Here is a 21,417-nt window from a genome sequence, read left to right on the forward strand (position 1 = left end):
GTCATGATGAATCTTGCCGAATATCGCCATTCGAACGCGCGCCTTGCCGACTTCCTGCCTTGGGCAGCGCTCGTCGACGAGGGAATTATCCTGAACAAGGACGGCTCGTTTCAGCGGACGGCGAAATTCCGGGGACCCGACCTCGATAGCGCAGTGCCGGCTGAGCTTGTCGGCGTCGCCAGTCGTCTGAACAACGCCCTGCGTCGCCTCGGATCTGGCTGGGCCGTCTTCGTCGAGGCGCAGCGTCATTTCGCAGGGTCTTACCCGCCGAACAGCTTTCCAGACGTCGTGTCGGCGTTGGTGGATGCGGAGCGCAAAGCTCAATTTGAAGAGGCGGGCGCCCATTACGAATCCAGTTATTTCCTAACGTTCCTCTACCTACCGCCGGAGGAGGGGGCCGCCAGGGCAGAGCGGCTGCTCTATGAGGGCCGTGACCGTACGGTTGGTGCAGATGCGCGCGAGGTGCTCCGCGGATTTATCGATCAAACCAACCGCGTGCTGCAACTCGTTGAAGGCTTCATGCCGGAATGCGCCTGGCTGGACGATCCGGACACGCTGACCTACCTGCACTCAACGGTTTCGACCAGGCGTCATCGCGTGCGCGTGCCCGAAATTCCCATGTACATCGATGCGCTCCTGGCGGATCAGCCGCTGACTGGCGGGCTCGAGCCGATGCTGGGATCAGCCAATGTGCGAGTTCTGACGATTGTCGGCTTTCCCGGTGCGACGACGCCAGGAATCCTGGACGACCTGAACCGCCTGGCCTTTTCGTATCGCTGGTCGACCCGGGCGATCATGCTCGACAAGACCGATGCGACCAAGCTGCTGACCAAAATCCGCCGTCAGTGGTTCGCCAAGAGAAAGTCCATCGGCGCCATCCTGAAGGAGGTCATGACCAACGAGGCGTCGGCGCTTCTCGATACTGACGCCCACAACAAGGCGATGGACGCCGACGCGGCGCTACAGGAGCTGGGTTCGGACCAGATCGGACAAGCCTTTGTCACGGCGACCATCACCGTCTGGGACGGCGATCCCGGTGCCGCCGATGAAAAGCTGCGGCTGGTCGAGAAGGTGATTCAGGGCCGCGATTTCACCTGCATGATCGAGACGGTGAACGCCGTCGAAGGCTGGCTCGGCAGCTTGCCGGGACATGTGTATGCCAACGTGCGGCAGCCGCCGGTCTCGACCCTCAACCTTGCTCATATGATTCCGATGTCGGCCGTGTGGGCGGGCGAGGCGCGAGATCTACACTTCAAGGGTCCGCCTCTGCTGTTCGGCAAGACCGAGGGATCAACCCCCTTCCGGTTCTCGCTCCACGTCGGTGACGTCGGCCATACTCTCGTGGTGGGACCGACCGGTGCCGGCAAGTCTGTCCTGCTGGCGCTGATGGCGTTGCAGTTCCGCCGCTATCCGAATTCCCAGGTCTTTGCGTTCGATTTCGGCGGTTCGATCCGGGCGGCCGCGCTTGCCATGGACGGCGACTGGCATGATCTCGGCGGCGCATCGTCTGGTGGGGACGAAAGTCCCGTCGCATTGCAGCCGCTGGCCTGGATCGACGATTCCATGGAGCGGGGGTGGGCCACGGAGTGGCTCGGCGCGATCCTGGCCCGAGAAAAGATCGAGATCACCCCGGAGGTCAAGGACCATCTTTGGTCGGCGCTGACATCTCTTGCTTCCGCGCCAATGCAGGAACGCACCCTGACCGGCCTGTCCGTGCTTCTGCAATCGAACTCCCTGAAACGTGCCCTTCAACCTTATTGCCTGGGCGGTCCGTCTGGGCGGCTGCTTGACGCCGAGTTCGAGCGGCTCGGTGAAGCCTCGGTCCAGGCATTTGAGACCGAAGGTCTGATCGGAACGAGCGCAGCCCCGGCCGTGCTGGCCTACCTCTTTCATCGGATCGGACATCGCCTCGACGGCCGGCCCACACTCCTAATTGTCGATGAGGGTTGGTTGGCTCTCGACGACGAAGATTTCGCCGGCCAGCTTCGCGAATGGCTCAAGACGCTTCGGAAGAAGAATGCGTCTGTCATCTTCGCCACCCAGTCGCTCTCGGACATCGACGGCTCCGCAATTGCGCCGGCGATCATCGAAAGCTGCCCAACGCGTCTGTTGTTGCCGAACGAACGCGCGATCGAGCCGCAGATATCAGCGATCTACCGGCGCTTTGGCCTCAACGATCGCCAGATCGAGCTTCTGAGCCGGGCTACGCCGAAGCGGGACTATTACTGCCAGTCTCGGCGCGGCAACCGAATGTTCGAGCTCGGCCTAGGTGAGGTCGCGCTCGCCTTCACCGCAGCTTCTTCCAAGACCGACCAGGCCGCCATCGAGCGACTCCTCGCCGAACACGGACGTGACGGCTTCTTGCCTGCCTGGCTCCAGCACCGCGGCGTCGCCTGGGCCGCAGACCTGATCCCCAATCTCCGCAATCTGGAGAGATCACCATGAGCCGTCTTAGCTCTTTGTTGGCCGCTGGTGCCATCGCCCTGTCGCTCAGCACCACGGCGCCCGCCCAGGCGCAATGGATCGTCTTCGATCCCAACAATTACGTCCAGAACGTCCTGACTGCTGCGCGGGAGCTGCAGCAGATCAGCAACCAGATCACCTCGTTGCAGAACGAAGCGCAGATGCTGATCAATCAGGCGAAGAATTTGGCAAACCTGCCGTATTCGTCGCTGCAGCAACTGCAATCGTCGATCCAGCGGACCCAGCAATTGCTGGCCCAGGCCCAGCGGATCGCTTACGACGTCCAGCAGATCGATCGGGCGTTTTCAACCAGCTACGCGCCGGTCACCGGCAGCCAGTCCAACCAGGTGCTGATCACCAACGCTCAGGCGCGCTGGCAGAATGCTGTCGCAGCATTGCAGGATGCGCTCCGGGTCCAGGCAGGCGTCGTCGGCAACCTCGATACCAACCGCATCCAGACGTCGGCGCTCGTAACATCGAGCCAGAGTGCCAGTGGTGCCCTCCAGGCAACCCAGGCCGGCAATCAGATCCTCGCTCTTCAGGCGCAACAACTCGCCGATCTCACCGCCACGGTAGCAGCACAGGGCAGAGCGCAGAGCCTTGAAGCGGCCCAGCGCACAGCAGCTCAAGACCAGGGCCGGGAGCAACTCAGGCGGTTTCTGACGCCGGGACAGGGGTATCAATCTCAAGACGTGCGGATGTTCCACTAATGACGGATGTAAGAGCGTTCAAAGCGCTGTCGCTGGCTGTGTCCGCCGGTGTGCTAGTCGTCGCAGCCTGCACGATCCAGCTTCGTGGTGGAGACAATGCTTCGTCGCCGCCAAAGGCGGAGCAGAGCACAGGTGTCGATCATTCTGACCTCGCCCGCTGCCGCACCGTCGCTCCGGAAGAAACGGAAAGCTATCAGCGCTGCCAGCACGTCTGGTCTGAAAACCGACGTCGCTTCTTTGACAGTAAGGACGGTGCTGCTGCGTCGCGCCGCCTGGATCCCGTCGCCGGTCTGACATCCGCGCCAAAGGACCAGAGTCGGCTGCCACAGGGGTATCCATCCGAGACGTCACCCGAAGCGAGCAAGCCATGACCGGCACCGGGATCATCGATCAGTTCCTGGAGACGTTCACGCGTTACATCGATAACGGCTTCGGGCTTTTGGGAGGCGATGTCGGATATCTCGCAACGACCCTGGCAACGATTGACATCACGCTCGCTGCGCTGTTTTGGAGCTGGGGACCGGACGAGGACATCATCGCGCGTCTCGTGAAGAAGACGCTGTTCGTTGGCGTCTTCGCTTACCTCATAAGCAACTGGAACAGTCTGGCGCGCATCGTCTTCGAGAGCTTTGCTGGTCTTGGGCTCAAGGCATCCGGCGCGAGCCTGTCTGCGTCAGACTTCCTGCGACCGGGAAAGATTGCTCAAGTCGGCCTCGACGCTGGCCGGCCGCTGCTCGACTCGATCTCGAATCTGATGGGCTACATCAGTTTCTTCGAGAATTTCGTTCAGATCGTCGTTCTCCTGTTTGCCTGGGTCGTGGTGCTGCTTGCCTTCTTCATTCTGGCGATCCAGCTCTTCGTTACTCTGATCGAGTTCAAGCTGACGACGCTGGCCGGCTTTGTGCTCATTCCCTTTGGCTTGTTTGGCAAAACCGCCTTCGCAGCCGAACGGGTGTTGGGCAACGTCATATCATCCGGAATCAAGGTTCTGGTCCTGGCCGTCATCGTCGGCATCGGCTCGACTCTGTTCTCGCAGTTCACCTCTGGATTCGCTGGCGGCCAGCCGACCATCGAAGACGCGATGACGCTGGTGCTCGCCGCGCTCTCGTTGTTGGGCCTCGGCATCTTCGGACCGGGAATCGCAAATGGCCTCGTCTCTGGCGGACCGCAACTCGGCGCCGGCGCGGCAATCGGGACTGGACTTGCCGCGGGCGGTGTTGTTGCGGCCGGCGCGGGCCTTGCCGCGGGCGGTGCTGGTCTGGCCGGTGGAGCGATTGCGGGCGCCGCGCGCGGTGGTGGCGCCGTCTTAAGCGGCGCATCCGCGGCCTATCGAAGTGGCGGCCTTGCTGGCGTCGCAGAAGCTGGGGGAACGGCAGTCGTGAGCCCGTTCCGTCGCTCAGCGGCCGCATCGGGCGGAGGCGGGGAGGCCGCGAGCACTTCGGCCGAAGGGCAGCCCGATTGGGCGCGGCGCATGAAGCGTTCCCAGACTATCCGGCACGGTGCCTCGGCTGCTGGCCACGCGGTCCGCTCCGGCGACCACGGAGGGAGCGGCTCCTCCGTCGACTTGTCGGAAGGAGAGCGCTGACACAGCTGAGCTTCCGCTTTCACCACCATTGCCGGCTACGTCAAACCGGCCATCTCACGACTGCAAATCGACCGTGATCCAAGGGGCAATCATCGATGTTTAAACGACCTTCGGTCCACTACGGGCGCATGCCCGAGCCGATTACGCCTTACCAAAAGGCAGCGCAGATTTGGGACGAACGCATTGGATCAGCACGCGTCCAAGCCAAGAATTGGCGCTTGATGGCGTTCGGCTGCCTCATGCTGTCGGGCGGCCTCGCCGGCGGCCTTATCTGGCAATCGAGCCAGGGATCGATCACACCCTGGGTGGTCGAAGTCGATCACCTCGGCCAAGCCCAAAGGGTTGCGCCTGCCAACATCGACTATCAACCCACCGACGCCCAGATCGCCTACCACCTGGCGCGCTTTATCGAGGATGTCAGGGGACTGCCGGCCGACGGCATTGTACTGCGCCAAAACTGGCTCAGGGCCTACGACTTTACGACCGATCGCGGAGCTGCCGCGCTCAACGATTTCGCGCGTAACAATGACCCCTTTGCCAAACTCGGGAAGGCACAAATCTCCGTGGACGTCTCGAGCGTCATCCGCGCGTCCCCGGACAGCTTTCGGATCGCATGGATCCAACGCACGTACGACAACGGCTCGTTGAGTTCGACAGAACGTTGGACGGCAATTCTCACGATCGCGATCGAGACGCCGCGCGATGCCGAACACCTGCGCAAGAACCCGCTTGGCGTCTATGTCCGCGCCATTAACTGGTCAAAGGAGTTGAGTCAGTGACCAAGACGACGCTTGACGCTCATGCAAGGCGTCCCATTCCGCTTAGCACGCTCCCTACGACTTGGTCAGAATTCGTGACTTCAAAGCGAGCGTTCCTGTCCGCTCTTCTGCTTTGTTCGTCGGCGCTTGGCGGGTGCGCAACCTACATTCCGCCGGAGATCAGCTATGACGCCGAAGTCCCGCCATTGCCGGCGCCTCCGGTGGCTCTCGACGACAGAGCACGGCCGCTTCATGTTCCACCGCTCTGGAAACCAAGTCTCGGTGGCAAGTCGGGAGGAAAGGAAGAGCCCGAGCCAGTGAGCCGGGTAGAGACGGCAAACAGCGCGGCGCGAGTCGAGCCGCGCAAGCGGGGGTATTTCAACGCGGCGCAGATCTACGCATACAGCCCCGGGGCGCTCTATCAAGTTTACGCCGCGCCTAGTCAGATCACCGATATTGCACTCGAGGAAGGCGAGCAATTGACGGGATCGGGACCCGTCGCGGCCGGTGATACCGTGCGCTGGGTCGTGGGAGATACCGAGAGCGGCAACGGCGATACGCGGCGCGTCCACATCTTGGTGAAGCCGACCCGCGCATCAATCGAGACAAACCTTGTCGTCAATACCGACCGGCGTACTTACCTGATCGAGCTCCGTTCCCGCGAGCGGCCCTATATGCCTTCCGTCGCCTGGTACTATCCCGAGACGGTGCGCGAAAAATCGCGTTCTGTTTCCCTGAGACCAGTTATTCCGGACCCATCGCAGCGCGTCTTCCGCTACGCGATTGAGGGTGACAGCCCGCCTTGGCGGCCGCTTAACGCATATGACGACGGCCGAAAGGTCTATGTCGAATTCCCGCAAGGGATTGTTCAAGGCGAAATGCCGCCGCTCTTCGTTATCGGTCCCGACGGCGAGCCCGAACTCGTGAACTATCGCGCTTACGGCAATGTGTTGATTGTGGATCGGCTATTTGCTGCCGCAGAACTCAGGCTCGGCGGTGAACACCAGCAGAAGGTCAGGATCATCAGGACCGACGGGAGGCCGTCGTCATGAATGCCGAGAATGGAAGCGATCGCGAGCAGGCGATTCCGCCGCAAAGTCAGGATGAACAGTCCAGGAGTTTCCGGCTGAGGGCGGAGCAACCGCGTGTGACACGGTTGTCACGGAAGGTGTTGGCCGGAGGGAGCGCGGTTGCGTTGCTGGTGATAGGCGGAGCCGTATTGTGGTCGCTGCAAACCAACCCTTCCCGAACCCAGGCGGCCGATGAGCTTTACAGCACTGACCATCACAATATTGCTGACGGCATCACGGCACTTCCGAAAGATTACACAGACGTTCCACGCCAAGGCATTCCGCAGCTCGGTCCGCCACTGCCTGGAGACCTCGGTCGGCCGATCCTTGCCGCTCAGGGCCAGTCGCCTACGTTTGGTGCCAAGGCTCCTGATCCGGAACAGCAGCGTCGAGATCAGGAAACCGAGGCAGCCCGCGTCAGCCATTTATTCGCTTCAGCCAGCGGAGGAGAAATGCGGCCGCCGAATGCGGCGTCGCAGGTCAGCGAGCGCAGTGCTCCAGCTTCGATGACGAATAACGACGAAGGATACGTGCAGAACGCTCAGGATCGGAAGCTTGCCTTCGTCAATGCGTCTGTGGATCGCCGCACTGTAAGCTCTGACCGCGTCACCAGGCCGGCTTCCCCTTATATCGTGCAGGCTGGGACTGTTATTCCGGGAGCCCTGATTACCGGTATCCGATCGGACCTTCCGGGTCAGATCACCGCGCAGGTAACGGAGAACGTGTTTGATACGCCGACCGGTCGTCTGCTCTTAATTCCGCAGGGGGCACGCTTGATCGGCGTCTACGACAGCCAGATCGCGTTTGGTCAGTCCCGCGTGCTTCTGGTCTGGACCCGCCTGCTTATGCCGAACGGCCGGTCGATCGTGCTAGAACGGCAGCAGGGTGCCGACACGGCGGGCTATTCAGGACTGGAGGACGGGGTCGACAGTCATTGGGGCGAACTGTTCAAGGCTGCTGCCCTGTCGACATTTCTGGCCGTTGGTACTGAACTTGGAGCGGGTTCCGACACGAACAGCAACGATAGTGCAATCATCCAGGCACTGCGACACGGCGCAAGTGATTCTCTAAATCAAGTCGGGCAACAGGTCGTTCGTCGCAGTTTGAATATTCAGCCGACTCTCACCGTAAGACCCGGCTTCCCTGTCCGCGTCATTGTTAACCGAGATCTCGTTCTTGCGTCGTACAGGGGGTGACATGCCAAAACTCAGAATTGGAACGCTTCCAGACGACAAGCCGGTCAAAGTAACCGCGGAACTGCCAGCGCAAGTGCACCGGGATCTCGTCGCCTATGCGGAAGCCTTAGCGCGTGAAGCGGGCCAGCGGATTGACCCGACCAAGTTGATTGCACCTATGTTGGCGCGCTTCATGGCAACGGATCGTGGATTCGCAAAGCTCCGGCGAACTATTCAATCACCAAGCGCTGGAGGAGGCGAGGGATAGCGCTCCGCAAGGATGCTCAGGAAGCGCTTCAGCGTCGGATTGTCGTTGTCGCCGCGCCAATGCGCATAGAAACCTATTCGGCTTGGTCCTGCTCCGTCCTGCAACTCCCGGTACACTAGTCCAGCGAAGCTTACTCCAATATCTGATTCCATCACGAGGCTGACTCCCAGGCCCATGCTGATCAGGCTCTTGATTATGCCTCGGCTGACGTCATGGCGTTCGATCTTGGGGCGGTCCTCAGGCAGTATGAGCTTCGATATCAAGAGATCCTCAAGCTCCCGTCCAGGATCGTACTGACTTAGGAGAACAGTTTGGTCGCGGAGATCCGTCCAGTAGACGATTTCGCGTGCTGCCAAGCCATGATCCTGAGGCAGCGAAATCAAGATACGCTCGCTCCAGAGTGGTAGTGCTTTCGTATCCTTCGAGAGCAAACGTCCCGGGGTGACGACCACATCGACTGTCCCACTACGAAGGGCGGTCATTAGCCGTAGGCGAGAGCGTTCTACTGTTGCCAATTCGACGAGGGGAAACCGCTTCTTGAACTCTCCTAACGTCGCTCGCAAACTCCCGGTGGAAATGGATGTGCAAAAACCGATTGCAAGATGACCAGCCTCGCCGCGACCGCTGGACTTGCCGGTGTCCACGAGCGCGTCGACCTGTTCCAAAATCAATCGTGCAATTCGTAGGACGGCGCGGCCAGCGAGAGTCGGCTTGATCCCACCGCTTGAGCGCTCAAATAGTGAAGTCCCGACCAGATGCTCGAGCTGACCAATAGAACGGCTAAGCACGGTGTGCTTGATCGAAAGCACTTCAGCGGCTCGTCGAAAGCTTCCGTAGTCACAGGCGACCACGGCTAATCGAAGTTGTTGCAATTCAATGGCACTTGTTGAATTCCGTCGTTCGTTTCTATTGTCGACTTCGGTCATGTTCGTAGCTCGGTGGCAACCGCAAAACACGGCGACCTCGCTCAGGCGAGGACATGTGTGTCGTTTCAGGCGTGCGTCGTTTTAGGCAGCCGCGAGCATTACTGGCGTCCAAAGAACCGGCGTCGAAAGACCGCCAGCCTTCCGAAGACAGGCGAGTATCTCAGTCGAGATTGCAAGGTAACCCGCGACGGCCAAGGTGTTGCCAATTTTGGAAGGACCGCCGATGCGGCGCAGGGGCCAGCCGGCTCGTCGTAGTATCCTTTCCATTCGGACGTCTGTGACGGTAACGATATCAGTGAGCTGTCGCGAAAGCCCGAACTCGACCATTCCGGCAAACAGCTCGTAAGTGGCACGAGCTATCCCGTGGTCTCCTTTGGGCGCGTCGACAGCCACGTCGATCGCAAACCTGCTGCTTTCCCAAACCAACGGAGTTGAGGGCGCAGGTTGGCCCTCAAGCAGTGCTGGGAAGGTGTCGCGAAGCATAGTCGGGCCAACAGTGGGGAGGAGGCGAACAGCACTTTGCACTTGGCCGGTATCAGACACCCGCGCCAGGTAGGCGGGATGCAGTGCGTCGAAATCATCTATTTCCATGTCGCCGCTGGTTTGAACGTCCCACTCCATGCGGAGCTTGAAAACACGATGCCGCAACCGATGTATTTCAACTAGAGTGTTGGAAAATTGCCCATACGAAGTTGGTGTGATCAACTGAATCATAGTCCCTCCAAGAGTTGTCATCACCTCCTTTGAAGCGGGATTGTTATCCTGATTCACTTCCTGTAGCTGTAGGGGGTATTTGTCCTAATTTTGCTTTTGTTTCTTAGCAGCGGCCAGGCGCGTCGCCGCCTGCACGACCGTCCGAACACCCAGCTTTTTCTTCGCGCTCTCAAGGTACGACGCGACGGTGTTGCGCGAAATATCGAGTATTTGTCCAATTTCCCAAGCGCTCTTGCCCTGGGATGCCCATTCCAGGCATTCGAACTCCCGGGGCGACAAAAGTATCCCCGCGATCTTATGCTCGCTTGCGAGTTTGCGGCGAACGTGTGCATGGAAATACATTGCCATGAGTTGAAGCACTCGTGCCTGTGACTCGACGCGATGTTCGAAGATCGAGCTACGCTGGTAGTTTGCGAAGGTCAGGGCGGCGATCGGGCCGTGACCATCATGAATGGGTACTGTGAAGCCAAACCGAATCCCGAACTGTGCTGCTTCATCAAGCAACTGGTGTTGGACGGGCGTCGGTCGGCTCGACCGCGTATCAATTCCCCACTGAAATGGTTCTGCGGTCTGAATAGCTTGAGCAATCACCGGGTCAATGAGCTCATAGCGGCTCTGCAGGTAGTGGGAGATCCACTCCTTTGGATATGTTGAAATCAGGCGCGGTTTGCCTTTCGGCCTGCCAGGAAGTGCAAGGTAGGCGAAGCATGATAGTTCAAGGCCTCTAGCAGCTGCAGCCATTGCCTCTGAAAAATCGGCTGCATCGTCCGCACAGGCTAAGCGGTCGATAAAATTTTGAAAGATGCGATGCATTGGATATCCGGTTTGCGCTGTTGGCAACAGTACAACTCTTGGACCGCCAAAATCCTGAGTACGTGCAGAAATCGTGACCTCGCGCTTGCACGCCGCCTTACAAGCGCAATTTCACATCGAACAGGACTGATAGCCACTCTGAAAACTTGGTTCGAAGCGGTCGAAGAGCGCCGGGGCGATGGCAGCAGTACAACCTTCATTCGCCAACCGATGGCAGATCGGACGTATGTGGTGATTGACGCCAAAGATCTCCCTAATAACGACGATCGCTCCCGTGGGCACACCCGGAGTGTCCGCACGGTAGCGGTCTGAGGCGAGGGCTTGTGGATGGGGCTTGGCAACCTAGCGCTGTTCGTAGCGCGGCAGAAGCAGTGTCGAAAGCGCTAGCAGCCCGGTAAGGGCACTCAGGACAAGAAAGGCCGGTTGATAGCTGCCGAACACGGATGTTAGCCAAGCAACAAGGGAGGCGCCAAATCCCGCGCCCAGCGTATGAATGGCGAACAAGACCGCGAACAGCGTAGCGAATGCCGCTTTGGGGTAGTAGCGGCTAACGAGAAAGCCAAGGAAGTCGATTTCCGCACCGACAGCAAGACCGACGCCCGCAGCCGAGAGCGCGTAAGCTGCCGGAGAGTTTGCGTAATACAAGGAAACGAAACCGACGATCGTAATGCAAAGGACTGCCATCATCACGCGAGGAGCGAAAAATCGGTCGATCAACCCTCCGATGATGAAGCGCCCCGCAATCAATGCAATTCCAAGAATTGACTGGTATCCGGCAGCCTGAGTTCGCGTCATACCTTGTGCTTGAAGCATAGGAACGAAGCTGATGACCGTCCCGATCAGGACGACACCCATCAAGAACGCAAAAAACACTAGGACCCATGTCGTGGGGACTTGTGTGGCTGACCTCACCACTTCCAAACGCGGCAGCTCTTTCGATGGTCCTCGTTCTAGCGCGACCGAGGGATTAGGCTTCAAGAAAACCATCAAGATCGGTACGCAGACCAATGCAATCACGAGGCCGTAAAAGACGTAAGTGCTGCGCCAGCCGAAATGGGCAAGGAGAAACGCGGACAATGGCGGCACAACGGCCGCGCCTGCGCCGATTCCCATCATGGTGACACCTAATGCCAGCCCACGTCGCTTGTCGAACCAGCCGACGACAACGGTCGCGTACGACGCCGGCAAAGTGCCGCTTGAAAGAAGTCCGATGGCGACGAAAGCCGCATAAACGGATGCGGCATTGCTGGGCAAAATGGTCAACGTGCAGAATAGGATGGCCATCAACATTGACGAGATCATCGTGATCGGTCGTGCGCCGAAGCGATCGGTCAACGCGCCCCAAACAGGGCCGCCCACGACGCACGAAAGGCTGAAAACCAAGAAGATCGAGGGAATTTGTGCGGGGCTAAAGCCAAGGTCCTCGGCCATCGCCGGCGCGAGGACTCCAAATGAATAGGCGACCAACACACCCATGCTGAGGAACATGCCGAGGAATGCGGCAGCGACGACGCCCCATCCCCGTTGAGAATCCATGAGGTCGCCTACCGACGCTTTCGAAGAGTCGAGTGTGGGCTGAACCTCCCTCGCGGGTATGTATAGTTCTGTATTCGCCATTGGCTTTCCCCGTCACTAGCTGATGGTACGGGCCGGTTGCACTCTCGCCGGCCTCTCGAAGCTGATTAGTTGAAGATCCGTATCAAACGCGGAGCGCCTCGCACGGTCCAATTGCCATAGGCGCGAGCGTATTTCGCTTTATGAGCGCAAGAAGGAAGCAATGCGTCGTCTTAACGCGCACCCAAAATAGAAGAACCTTCTCGGAGTTAGGCGCGTCAACGCACCGATGCATGCACAAATCCCTCCCTGCTAAGACCCTAGAAAATGGAGCATTCTTCGCGCTCAGCGGGTCGTCCTTTGCGCGCAATTGAGTTGAAAGCGGAGAGGGCAGTCAAGCCTCGAACGCGAACTTTTCTGGTACCAGCCGACGCCATTGATTCAATGGAGCATTTGCGTCCACTCGGTGCGGGTGATATCAAAATGATATCGTCACGGAGGTCTTCATGAAACTCGATCAGCTTCGGGAGGTGGTCGCGATCGCCGAGTTTGGGGGGCTACGGCCGGCGGCGCGTCAACTCGGAATCGCTCAACCGGTGCTCACGCGCAACCTCGCAAATCTGGAGCGTGAACTCAGGAGCAAGATATTCGAGCGGCATACCCAAGGCATGTTGCCCACGTTGTTTGGAGGAGTCGTCATCGACGGTGCGCGACGAATTCTGAGCGAGGTGGATCAGCTTTCGGAGGCCATTCTCGAGCATCGAGGGGAGGGTCGACGTAGGCGCGCGACGACCAAGGCGAAACGCGGATCGGTCGTCCCGATCCAGCGCGAGGAAGACCGCGCTGACCATGTCTTCATCGACGTTATGTTCGAAATTTTCCGCGTATACGGGCGCATTATGCGGGCAGGCGACCGAATGGGAAAGCCGGTAGGTATAACCGGTTCGCGCTGGCAAATACTCGGTCCATTACAACACAAAAAGGCGACCGTTTCAGAGATCGCTCGTCACATGGGTCTCCAGCGACAGAGCGTCCAGCGGACGATCGATGTGCTGCGACGCGAAGGCTTGGTCGAGATGATCGATAATCCGAGCCACCGGCGTGCGAGGCACGCCGTGCTCACGGCGAGCGGCTGGAGCGCTATCCGGGAGGCGAACAAGGTGCGAGACGGGTGGATCCGGCGAACCACGCTGGGCATTGCGGACGCCGAATTCGAGGCGGCTTACCTGTTCTTGCGGCGTCTGCGAAAGCGGCTCGGAGATCGTTTGATGCCTTAAATCCAACTTGACAGCATGCTGACAACTCGCTTAAATGACATCAACGCGGCGGGATAAGGCGCGGTCGATTGCGCGCATCCGGCGACAATCTGTCTAGGGAGATGGGAGAGATGACTTATGCGGATCTATACGTTGACGAGCCTCTCGAGAAGATCGCTGAAGATTGGGACTATCTGAACGACCGGGTGGTAAAGCGTTTCTTCGGCTTCAAACCAGTTGGTGACAACGTTGTTGGTATTCGTCCAATCGTCGTCCAGTCCGTCGGCGACTTAAGCGAGCGCGAAGCGCCGCCGGTGGGGGTCGTCGAGAAGCGCACGAACTTCGAGATTGGTCCCCAGGGCGTTGTCGTTGTGCCTCGGATACCATTTTCGGCGCACATTACCCGTGCTGGGACTCCGCATCGTGTGCAGCATTTGTTCGGCTATTGGCACGTCAACGACAAGGATGAGATCTGCGTCGTGTTGCCTCCGGATGGCAATGAGCCAGGCCGGCTGATCATCGTGATGGGCAAGCCGACTGGCGATGAAACCGACCGCTTCGCCTGGTATTGCGAGAAGTGCACGACGCTGCTGTTCATGCGCGAACTGAACAGCGGAAGGGACTTCAGCAAGTTCTGGGCCGGTGAGCTGGCAGCGGTCCGAGAATACAACGCAAATCCGAGACATCAGATTTGCCCGAGTTGCGGCCACAAGAACCCGCTGGCGTATTCTGGCATGCGCCCTTCCGACAACGAGCAGGAGCATGCAGCGAGGCTGGTGTGGTGACGCTCGGCTACGTTCCGCCTCAGGGGCGCATTCCTAGCCCCGATATGTCGCACGCGCGGATCTTCGCCGAGCATCGCAGCAAGTGGGAGGTTCGCGGTCAGTACGCAATCTGGACAGGATCGCGAGCGCCTGGTGAGGCGCGATACCGACTGCTGGAGCGTGTCGGCCGGAAGGTGGCTCCTATCGAATGGCCAAATGGCGGGGCCGTGATGCACAGAATTGCTGCCGATAGGGAGTTCATGGTCGAGAACCTTGCCGGATATTGGCTGCGTCTCGACGTGGACTCGATCTGGATCGAGGCGCCTTCGTCTGGCGGGCAGTATTGCATGCTGATCATCGGCGGCTCCACGGGCAAGCCGGATGCGGCGAACGTCGGCTGGGTGTGTCCGAAATGCGGCTCCTCGCTTGCTTTCAAGGCATTCGGCAGGCCGTTGCGCGACTTCCCGACTTTTTTAACCTCTGCCGACAAATGGGTAGATGAGTTCAATAGCAAGCCGGAGGCAAGAACGTGCCAGGAGTGCGGCACCGTTCACCCTGAGAGCCAAAAACTCGCGCACGATAATGCCCTCGAGTCGACGTGATCGTTCGGCGGAGTTAGTCAGTGTCACAAGCTGAAGAGACTAGATTGGACCTCACGTTGATCTGTGCGGAAAAAGACATCCCGGAGGAAGGGGCGCTCCTGACTCGGACCGTGAAGGGCAAGCGTGTCGTTTTGTGCCGCAGCAAGCGATCTGAGACGGGCATTGTCGCATTTAACAGCCGTTGCCCGCATATGAACGGGCCGTTGGCCTACGGGCGTGTCGTCGATGGCCAGGTTATTTGCCCATGGCACTTCTTTAGGTTCGACATCGTAACCGGTGAGACGATCGCGTGCGAAAGCATGATGAGGCTCGAAGTTTACGGCGTGAAGGTCGACGGCGGGAATGTCTATGTAGAGCTCTGAACAAGAGCTGGCTCAAGGAGAAAGGAATGTCCGTCACTCCGGTGGGGCCGCGCGTCAACTTCAAGATTCGCTGCCGACTGGGACGGGCTCGCGGTGGACTGGCAGGTCGATTGAGATTTCTCTAGCGCAGAGTGGGAACATAGACGTGAGCGCGTTCTACCGAGAGAAGGTCCTTTCCGTTCGGCACTGGACCGATACGTTGTTCAGCTTCCGCGCTACTCGCGATTCTGGCTTTCGCTTCCAGAACGGCCAGTTCGCGATGATTGGCCTCGAGGTCGACGGTCGGCCGCTACTGCGTGCCTACAGCATGGCGAGCGCCAATCACGAGGAAGAGCTCGAGTTCTTCTCGATCAAGGTCCAGGAGGGCCCGCTGACCTCGCGCCTGCAGAAGATCAAGGAAGGCGACATCATCCTGGTCGGCCGCAAAGCGACTGGCACGCTGATCACCGACAATCTGATTCCGGGCGAGCGGCTCCTGCTGCTGTCGACAGGCACAGGCCTTGCGCCCTTCGCGAGCTTGATTAAGGACCCGGATGTCTATGATAGGTTCGAGAGCATCGTGCTGGTGCACGGCTGCCGCCAGGTCTCGGAGCTCGCCTATGGCGAACAACTCGTCGCCACCTTGCGCGATGATGAACTATTCGGCCCGGTCCTGTCGGAGAAACTCATCTATTACCCGACCGTCACGCGCGAGCCGTTTCGCAACCGCGGTCGCATTACCGACCTAATCAGCTCCAATCAGCTCTTCAGCGACATCGGCCAAGCTGCGCTCGATATCGAAACTGATCGCATCATGATGTGCGGGAGTCCCGGGATGCTCGAAGAGCTCAAGCAGATGTTCGAGGCGCATGCCTTCCTGGAAGGCTCGCACAGCGAACCGGGCCACTTCGTCATCGAGAAGGCGTTCGTGGAGCGTTGACGCGGGACTTCTTTCGTTTGTGCTGTTCTGGAGGTTTCAAGCCATCGGAGCCGGGTGTTCGCTTTGACTTGATCAGCTTTTCGATCTCGCCACTGTCGACTTCGGCTTCGATCCGATCGAGGTTCTCATAAAGTGAACTCAGCGCCGTCTTCAGAGCCGCGGCCTCCTTTTGCGAGAGCGCACCGGTGGCGATGTCTTCGTAGTAGGCCGCGAGCGGGACATAGCGGTCGTACAATTCTCGACCGGCGGGTGTCAGCTGCACCTGAAGGCTACGCTGATCGTTTTCGGGGCGTTCGCGCGATACGAGCCCGGCCTTATGCATTTCCGAGACCAGACGGGAGAGCGTCGACAGATCGCCAGACGTCAGCGAGCTCAGTTCGTTCAGGCGGAGGGGGCGCTGTTGTTCGGCCAGGGCCGCAACCACCCGGTACATCGGGAGGGTCAGTCCCTCCTTTCTTGCCACACGCACAAAGAGGTCGCCCATTCGGATGCCCACCCGAGCGAGCAGGTAAGGCAGGGAGTTCGACAGCCGATACATGGATTCGTTCCCGCAACGTTGCTGGCATGACGGATACCGGGGAGTCCACGCATCTGCAACACTGGGGAATGAAATAGTTGCAAATGGAATAATTCCGTTGACAATAATTTGAAAGCGAGGTGATCTGTCTCGCGACCAGTTGAGGCGGGAAATTTATGCAAGGGAAGATCGCTCTAGAGGAGCACTTCGCGATCGAGCAGACGGTCCAGGAGAGCGCTGGCTTTTGTCCGCCGGAGGATTGGATTGAACTCAAGGCGCGGCTGCTTGACATCCAGGACCGTCGATTGAGGGAAATGGATGCGAACGGCATCGAATTGATGCTCCTGTCGCTGAACGCCCCCGCGGTCCAGGCCGTCCCCGACAGGAGCGCGGCGTCGACCCTATCCCGACGTGCAAACGATTTTCTCGCCGAGCAGGTTGCGAAGCGGCCGTCGCGATTTCGGGGGCTCGCGGCGCTACCGATGCAGGACCCCGACGGAGCAGCGCGCGAATTAGACTATTGCGTCAACTCGCTGGGCTTCCGAGGTGCCCTCGTCAACGGTTTCAGCCAAGTGGCGGAGAGCGATAACGCGATCTACTACGACTGCAAGGAATTCTGGCCTTTCTGGTCTGAAGTTCAGCGCCTGAACGTCCCGTTCTATCTACATCCCCGCAACCCGCTGCCGAAGGACGCTGCCATCTACGAGGGCCATCGCTGGTTGATGGGGCCCACTTGGGCGTTCGGACAGGAGACGGCCGTCCATGCCTTGCGGCTGATGGGCTCGGGTTTGTTTGATGTGTACCCGCGCCTGCAGATCATTCTCGGTCACATGGGCGAAGGATTGCCCTACTCGATGTGGCGCGTCGACAATCACAACAAGTGGATGCGTGCCCAGAATGTTTATCCGGCTCGGCGGAAGATCGCCGACTATTTCCGGGAGAACTTCTACATCACCACGTCGGGCAATTTCCGGACGCAGGCGCTGATCGATGCGATGCTCGAGATCGGTGCCGACCGCATCCTCTTTTCGGCCGACTGGCCGTTCGAAAACATCGATCACGCTGCAAACTGGTTTGATGCGGCGACCATCTCAGAGGGCGATCGTTTCAAAATCGGCCGCGAAAATGCGCACTCCCTGTTTCGTTTGGGAGACGTAACCAATCAATCTGCCGCAGAGCAGAAGTCGTCACGAACAACTTTAGAGGAAACCCATGAGCGCATCCGGAGGCGACCTGCATGAGGAATTGTCCGGAGCGCACAATAGTTCGCTGCGCAAGCTGCTCAGCTTTGTAACCGAGTTCGCCAAACTGTTTGACGGCTGTGAGGCTCTAATCCAGCCCATGCCGCGCGTTGTCGTGCCTGATGGCGGCGACGCCGAACAGCGCGAGCTCGTGCGTGCCCACAACAATGTAGTGCCGCTCGCCGGCGTTCCGAGAAGCAAGCGGAGCGCCCGGAGCGAAGTTGGAAGCATGCCTTGAGTTCGCTTTCTCTCGATCACCAATCCGAGGAATCGAAATTTCCTAAGTCACAAAAGGGGGACTGTATGTTCAAATTGGGGAAAGTATGGTGTGTAGGAGCTCTATCGGGGTTGGCGTCGTTGGCCAGCATCGACCAAAGCTTGGCGACCGAACCGGGGAATTTTGGGAACTATTTGTCCGGAACCAGTATGGGAGCCATTTTGGGTGCCGCACCTCCCCCCGGTCTGTATTTTAACAACACCATGTTCTATCTCCCGATGGGGTCTGGCAATGGCAACACGACTTGTGGGCCGGGCTGTAAGACGCGGTTCAACGGTGTTGGAGACTCGGTCACGTTCACGTGGGGATCCGGGTTGAAGTTTTTAGGCGGTACGTACTACCCAGTCGCCAACATCGTTGGATATCAGGCCTCAGCCACTACAGTGCCATATCCGCCGGGAGGAGGCCCGCTCCAGTCGCCGATCTACGGCAACACCATGAACATCATGATCTCGAATCTTACCCTCACTCCCTTGAACTTTTCCTGGGACCTGGGAAGTGCGTGGTTTGTCTCTGCTGGCCTCGGATTTGCAGCCCCTATTGGGACGAACTATGCGGGAGCGACGCTTCCCGACTATTGGGCGGTTGTTCCTCGTGCAGCCATAAGTTATCTCGGCAACGGCTGGAATTTTACGGTCGGCGCGCGCTATGACATCAACATGTCCTCGGAAGGCAGGACTGGCGCTTACCAGGCCATCGCGCGCAATCCGGCAACACCATTGGCGCTTGCTAGTTTTCTGACCGGCACTGCTAATCCGGGGGACGGCTACACGAGCGGTAACACCCTCTATGTCGACTGGACAGCGACCAAGAAGTTCGACAAGTGGGAGATCGGACCGGTCGGCGCATTTCGGTGGCAGACGAACTATGACACGCCAGGTGGCACCAATCCCGCTACGGGTGCCGCATGGACTTGCACGCAGTTGACTGCCCGCGGACTACCGTCGTGCGGCAAGGACATCGACGTTACTGTTGGCCTTCTGATCGGCTACAACTTCGGGCCAGTCGATATGAAGTTCATCTATTCAAACGTTGTATATTCAAAAGATAGTCCGGGCGCGAACACCGGCTCGGAGTTCTTCCTGAAGACTTCCTTCAGGCTTTGGGCGCCAGATGAGCCGGTCAAGAAGCCATTGATCACGAAGTAACGGCCTTGCAACATGGTCTGGCAGCTCTGCATGGTTTTGTGCGGAACTGCCAGATCACACGCCGGAAGACCCGAAGTGACCTCATAACTGGAAGGTCACCAGACGTTTTGCGTATCGCATCGCCCGCATGATGCCATCTTTCGTTAGCGGAGGAACAGTCTTGCAACGATTCACTGTGCATACGAACCCCGCCAGCCCGTATGGGCGCGCGGTCATGGCGACTCTGGAAGAGAAAGGCGCGTCCTTCCACTTGGCCCGACTTGCATTCAGGTCGCCTGAACGCCTCGCGCTGCATCCTTTCGGTCGCATTCCCATCTTTGAGGATGACGGCTTTCGCCTTTACGAAACGCAAGCCATCTTGCGCTACATCGACCGCATTCTGCCGACGCCGCCGCTGACTCCGGAGGATCCAAGGCGTGCTGCGCGCATGGACCAAGTGATGAACATCAATGACTGGTACCTGTACCAGGGCGTCGCCAATGTCATTCTTTTTCAGCGCATCGTCGCCCCACGTGAGCTGCAAATTGCCCCGAACGAAGAAAGCATCAGGACGGCAATGCCGAAGGCGCAACTGGTATTCAATGAACTCGCGCGATTACTGGGGCAGCAACCCTACTTCGTGGGTGACACCCTCTCCCTAGCGGACCTTCTGGTCGCGCCTACGATGGCGATCTTTAGCCGAACGCCGGAGTGGGCAACACTCGCTATCCCGCACGCAAATCTTCTGGCTTGGCTTGATCGCATGAATCAGCGTCCAAGCATGACTGCAACATCGCTGGAACGCCTATCGGTGATCGGAGACGTGGCTTAGCGGACAGGAAAACTCCAGAAACCTCCAACTGTGGCCGGCGATTTTTCTTCAACTGGACAATTAAAGATCACCTGGGCAGAAACGAGTGCGAGATGCCGCAGTCGTCGTGCTTGCCGCGCCGCGGAGGCACCGCAGTCGGAATCGACCCCTCACAGCCTCTAAGGAATCTGCGTTCTGAAGTAGATCAGACTGCAGGAGGCAACACGATAAGAACGTCCGCGAGGGCGAGGTAGGATTACATGGTTCGCTGGACGTCGAAGGCGGATCGAGCATCAATGATCCCATCATGCGGCGATCCTTTCGGCGCTAGATTCGCACTTCCCGATTTTCAGTGGAAGAACGAAGTATTGCAAGGCATACCTCGAGCGTTGCCATTCCCCATCGTCCCGAGTGGAGCGGAGGCTTACCTTCCAATACCGCGGCAACCAATTCGTCGATGACCTCGTGACGTGGCACGATGGGGCTCGGCAGATTCATGACGCACTTCGCCTCGTCGCCGTAAATTTCGATACCTGTTGGCGTTGGCCGCAGCGTTCCATGTTCGCACGAAACGAGGACCATTCCGAAATGGTTGTAACCGACCGGCAGTGTGGCCTCGCGCGCAGACGATGCTGTCACAGTGTTGCCGTAGGCTCGGGCCTCCTTCAACGCGATTTCGTCCGCCACTGTTCGGATCGTGCGAAGCAATTTTCGCGCGCTTCCATAGCTCCCTGGATCGCGGGTCTGGCCCATTTCACCAATCCATCCGTTGAGCTCGTCGCTATCGAAGTGACCATAGCCGTTGTATGTCAGGCAGGCGGCGACCCCGTTGGCGAAGGTCAGGAAGGCGGTATAGGCGCCCTCCGTAGGACGATGGGGATCCCAAATTCCGGTAACCGCCCGGACCGTTGACACCTCGCCGCCGGCAAGAAGACGAACGATCTCCACTTGATGCGGCGCTTGACTGAAAACAGCACCGCCTCCCTCGGCCGTGACGAGTTCTTCCGGCCGTCGCGGTCGATATAGATAGTCCGTATAGTTGATGGCCTGGACCATCTTTACTTCGCCGAACTCGCCGCTATCGATCAAGGCACGAGTCGCGAGATACGGTTGGTCGAAGCTATGGCTATGCCCGACGATCAGGTAAATGCCGGCCGCGTCAGCCGCCGCGATCATCGATCGGCAATCCTCCAGCCGCAACGCCATCGGTTTTTCGACGAGGACATGCTTGCGGGATCGCGCCGCGATCTGGACCTGCTCGACGTGGAATTGATGGGGCGAGGCAAGGTAGAGCGCGTCGATTTCGGGATCGGCAGCGATGTGCTCCATTGATTCGTAGGCCCGACCACCGAAATCGCGCACGAAGCACTCGCGAGCCTCGATGCGTGGATCGACGCAGGCGACGAGCTTGATCGCAGGATGTCGCACGAAGGTGGGTAGCATCAAAGTAAAGGCGCGTCCGAGGCCGACAACGCCTATCCGAACCGGGCGCTTCAAAATCATGC

At 59.0% G+C, this 21,417-nt stretch carries 23 protein-coding genes and 1 pseudogene; 17 read left to right on the forward strand and 7 right to left on the reverse strand.

Annotated elements, in window-relative coordinates:
* Positions 1-3 precede the first annotated feature (3 nt).
* From trbE to YUA_RS48490, 8 genes are all read left to right on the forward strand, one after another.
* On the forward strand, positions 4-2,445 hold the full coding sequence (gene trbE, locus YUA_RS0121700; RefSeq protein ID WP_027532608.1) for a conjugal transfer protein TrbE: 2,442 nt from the start codon (positions 4-6) through the stop codon (positions 2,443-2,445).
* A complete protein-coding gene (trbJ, locus tag YUA_RS0121705; protein ID WP_027532609.1) occupies positions 2,442-3,173 on the forward strand; it encodes a P-type conjugative transfer protein TrbJ in 732 nt (243 codons plus the stop codon). Before trbE ends, trbJ begins: the two co-directional genes overlap by 4 nt.
* On the forward strand, positions 3,173-3,544 hold the full coding sequence (gene trbK-alt / locus YUA_RS48485) for a putative entry exclusion protein TrbK-alt (RefSeq protein ID WP_084292758.1): 372 nt from the start codon (positions 3,173-3,175) through the stop codon (positions 3,542-3,544). The genes trbJ and trbK-alt overlap by 1 nt, the downstream gene beginning before the upstream one ends.
* A complete protein-coding gene (gene trbL, locus YUA_RS0121710; RefSeq protein ID WP_027532610.1) occupies positions 3,541-4,758 on the forward strand; it encodes a P-type conjugative transfer protein TrbL in 1,218 nt (405 codons plus the stop codon). Before trbK-alt ends, trbL begins: the two co-directional genes overlap by 4 nt.
* A gap of 95 nt (positions 4,759-4,853) precedes the next feature.
* Positions 4,854-5,537: a conjugal transfer protein TrbF gene (trbF, locus tag YUA_RS0121715; RefSeq protein ID WP_027532611.1), complete on the forward strand. Its 684-nt coding sequence runs from the start codon at positions 4,854-4,856 to the stop codon at positions 5,535-5,537.
* Positions 5,534-6,568: a P-type conjugative transfer protein TrbG gene (gene trbG, locus YUA_RS0121720; RefSeq protein ID WP_027532612.1), complete on the forward strand. Its 1,035-nt coding sequence runs from the start codon at positions 5,534-5,536 to the stop codon at positions 6,566-6,568. Before trbF ends, trbG begins: the two co-directional genes overlap by 4 nt.
* Positions 6,565-7,782: a TrbI/VirB10 family protein gene (locus tag YUA_RS0121725; RefSeq protein WP_027532613.1), complete on the forward strand. Its 1,218-nt coding sequence runs from the start codon at positions 6,565-6,567 to the stop codon at positions 7,780-7,782. Before trbG ends, YUA_RS0121725 begins: the two co-directional genes overlap by 4 nt.
* Before the next feature lies 1 nt (position 7,783).
* Positions 7,784-8,029 carry a DUF2274 domain-containing protein gene (locus YUA_RS48490; RefSeq protein ID WP_084292760.1) on the forward strand — a complete coding sequence of 82 codons (246 nt, stop codon included), beginning with the start codon at positions 7,784-7,786 and terminating at the stop codon, positions 8,027-8,029.
* Here the strand turns inward: YUA_RS48490 and YUA_RS0121730 are convergent.
* From YUA_RS0121730 to YUA_RS0121745, 5 genes and pseudogenes are all read right to left on the reverse strand, one after another.
* Positions 7,996-8,955, reverse strand: coding sequence for a LysR family transcriptional regulator (locus YUA_RS0121730; RefSeq protein WP_027532614.1), 960 nt, complete (start codon positions 8,953-8,955; stop codon positions 7,996-7,998). The genes YUA_RS48490 and YUA_RS0121730 overlap by 34 nt on opposite strands.
* An 81-nt stretch (positions 8,956-9,036) precedes the next feature.
* The gene (locus tag YUA_RS0121735) at positions 9,037-9,669 is read right to left on the reverse strand and encodes an acyl-homoserine-lactone synthase (protein ID WP_027532615.1); all 633 of its coding nucleotides are present in this window, start codon (positions 9,667-9,669) and stop codon (positions 9,037-9,039) included.
* Positions 9,670-9,753: 84 nt separating this feature from the next.
* On the reverse strand, positions 9,754-10,482 hold the full coding sequence (locus tag YUA_RS0121740) for a LuxR family transcriptional regulator (RefSeq protein WP_027532616.1): 729 nt from the start codon (positions 10,480-10,482) through the stop codon (positions 9,754-9,756).
* A 129-nt stretch (positions 10,483-10,611) separates the two neighbouring features.
* Positions 10,612-10,785 (reverse strand): annotated as a pseudogene (locus tag YUA_RS48495) (dienelactone hydrolase family protein); the annotation flags it as partial.
* Between the two features lie 39 nt (positions 10,786-10,824).
* Positions 10,825-12,018, reverse strand: a complete 1,194-nt coding sequence (locus YUA_RS0121745) for an MFS transporter (protein ID WP_198029473.1) — start codon at positions 12,016-12,018, stop codon at positions 10,825-10,827.
* A 524-nt stretch (positions 12,019-12,542) separates the two neighbouring features.
* Here YUA_RS0121745 and YUA_RS48500 point away from each other — a divergent pair.
* From YUA_RS48500 to YUA_RS0121770, 5 genes are all read left to right on the forward strand, one after another.
* Positions 12,543-13,313: a LysR family transcriptional regulator gene (locus YUA_RS48500; RefSeq protein WP_051383296.1), complete on the forward strand. Its 771-nt coding sequence runs from the start codon at positions 12,543-12,545 to the stop codon at positions 13,311-13,313.
* 110 nt (positions 13,314-13,423) lie between these two features.
* The gene (locus tag YUA_RS0121755; RefSeq protein ID WP_156947186.1) at positions 13,424-14,077 is read left to right on the forward strand and encodes a hypothetical protein; all 654 of its coding nucleotides are present in this window, start codon (positions 13,424-13,426) and stop codon (positions 14,075-14,077) included.
* Positions 14,071-14,658, forward strand: a complete 588-nt coding sequence (locus YUA_RS0121760; protein WP_156947187.1) for a hypothetical protein — start codon at positions 14,071-14,073, stop codon at positions 14,656-14,658. Before YUA_RS0121755 ends, YUA_RS0121760 begins: the two co-directional genes overlap by 7 nt.
* 44 nt (positions 14,659-14,702) lie before the next feature.
* Positions 14,703-15,020, forward strand: a complete 318-nt coding sequence (locus YUA_RS44570) for a Rieske (2Fe-2S) protein (protein WP_198029474.1) — start codon at positions 14,703-14,705, stop codon at positions 15,018-15,020.
* A gap of 145 nt (positions 15,021-15,165) precedes the next feature.
* Positions 15,166-15,939 (forward strand): ferredoxin--NADP reductase, encoded by a 774-nt coding sequence (locus tag YUA_RS0121770; RefSeq protein WP_027532621.1) that lies wholly within the window; start codon positions 15,166-15,168, stop codon positions 15,937-15,939.
* Here YUA_RS0121770 and YUA_RS44575 read toward each other — a convergent pair.
* The gene (locus YUA_RS44575; protein WP_051383298.1) at positions 15,911-16,477 is read right to left on the reverse strand and encodes a MarR family winged helix-turn-helix transcriptional regulator; all 567 of its coding nucleotides are present in this window, start codon (positions 16,475-16,477) and stop codon (positions 15,911-15,913) included. The two genes, YUA_RS0121770 and YUA_RS44575, sit on opposite strands and share 29 nt — an antisense overlap.
* A 155-nt stretch (positions 16,478-16,632) precedes the next feature.
* Between YUA_RS44575 and YUA_RS0121780 the strand changes: the two genes are divergently transcribed.
* The 4 genes from YUA_RS0121780 (at position 16,633) to YUA_RS0121795 (ending at position 19,933) form a co-directional block, all read left to right on the forward strand.
* On the forward strand, positions 16,633-17,697 hold the full coding sequence (locus tag YUA_RS0121780; protein WP_027532622.1) for an amidohydrolase family protein: 1,065 nt from the start codon (positions 16,633-16,635) through the stop codon (positions 17,695-17,697).
* On the forward strand, positions 17,669-17,935 hold the full coding sequence (locus tag YUA_RS0121785; protein ID WP_027532623.1) for a hypothetical protein: 267 nt from the start codon (positions 17,669-17,671) through the stop codon (positions 17,933-17,935). Before YUA_RS0121780 ends, YUA_RS0121785 begins: the two co-directional genes overlap by 29 nt.
* Before the next feature lie 119 nt (positions 17,936-18,054).
* Entirely contained in the window at positions 18,055-19,122 is a 1,068-nt protein-coding gene (locus YUA_RS0121790; RefSeq protein WP_156947188.1) for a transporter, read from the forward strand.
* Positions 19,123-19,252: 130 nt separating this feature from the next.
* Positions 19,253-19,933: a glutathione S-transferase family protein gene (locus YUA_RS0121795; RefSeq protein WP_051383330.1), complete on the forward strand. Its 681-nt coding sequence runs from the start codon at positions 19,253-19,255 to the stop codon at positions 19,931-19,933.
* Between the two features lie 306 nt (positions 19,934-20,239).
* On the opposite strand, the gene YUA_RS0121800 is transcribed toward YUA_RS0121795, so the two are convergent.
* Positions 20,240-21,415 carry a Gfo/Idh/MocA family protein gene (locus tag YUA_RS0121800; protein WP_198029475.1) on the reverse strand — a complete coding sequence of 392 codons (1,176 nt, stop codon included), beginning with the start codon at positions 21,413-21,415 and terminating at the stop codon, positions 20,240-20,242.
* Positions 21,416-21,417: the final 2 nt, after the last annotated feature.

The sequence above is a fragment of the Bradyrhizobium sp. WSM3983 genome (genome assembly GCF_000473045.1).
Lineage (GTDB): Bacteria > Pseudomonadota > Alphaproteobacteria > Rhizobiales > Xanthobacteraceae > Bradyrhizobium.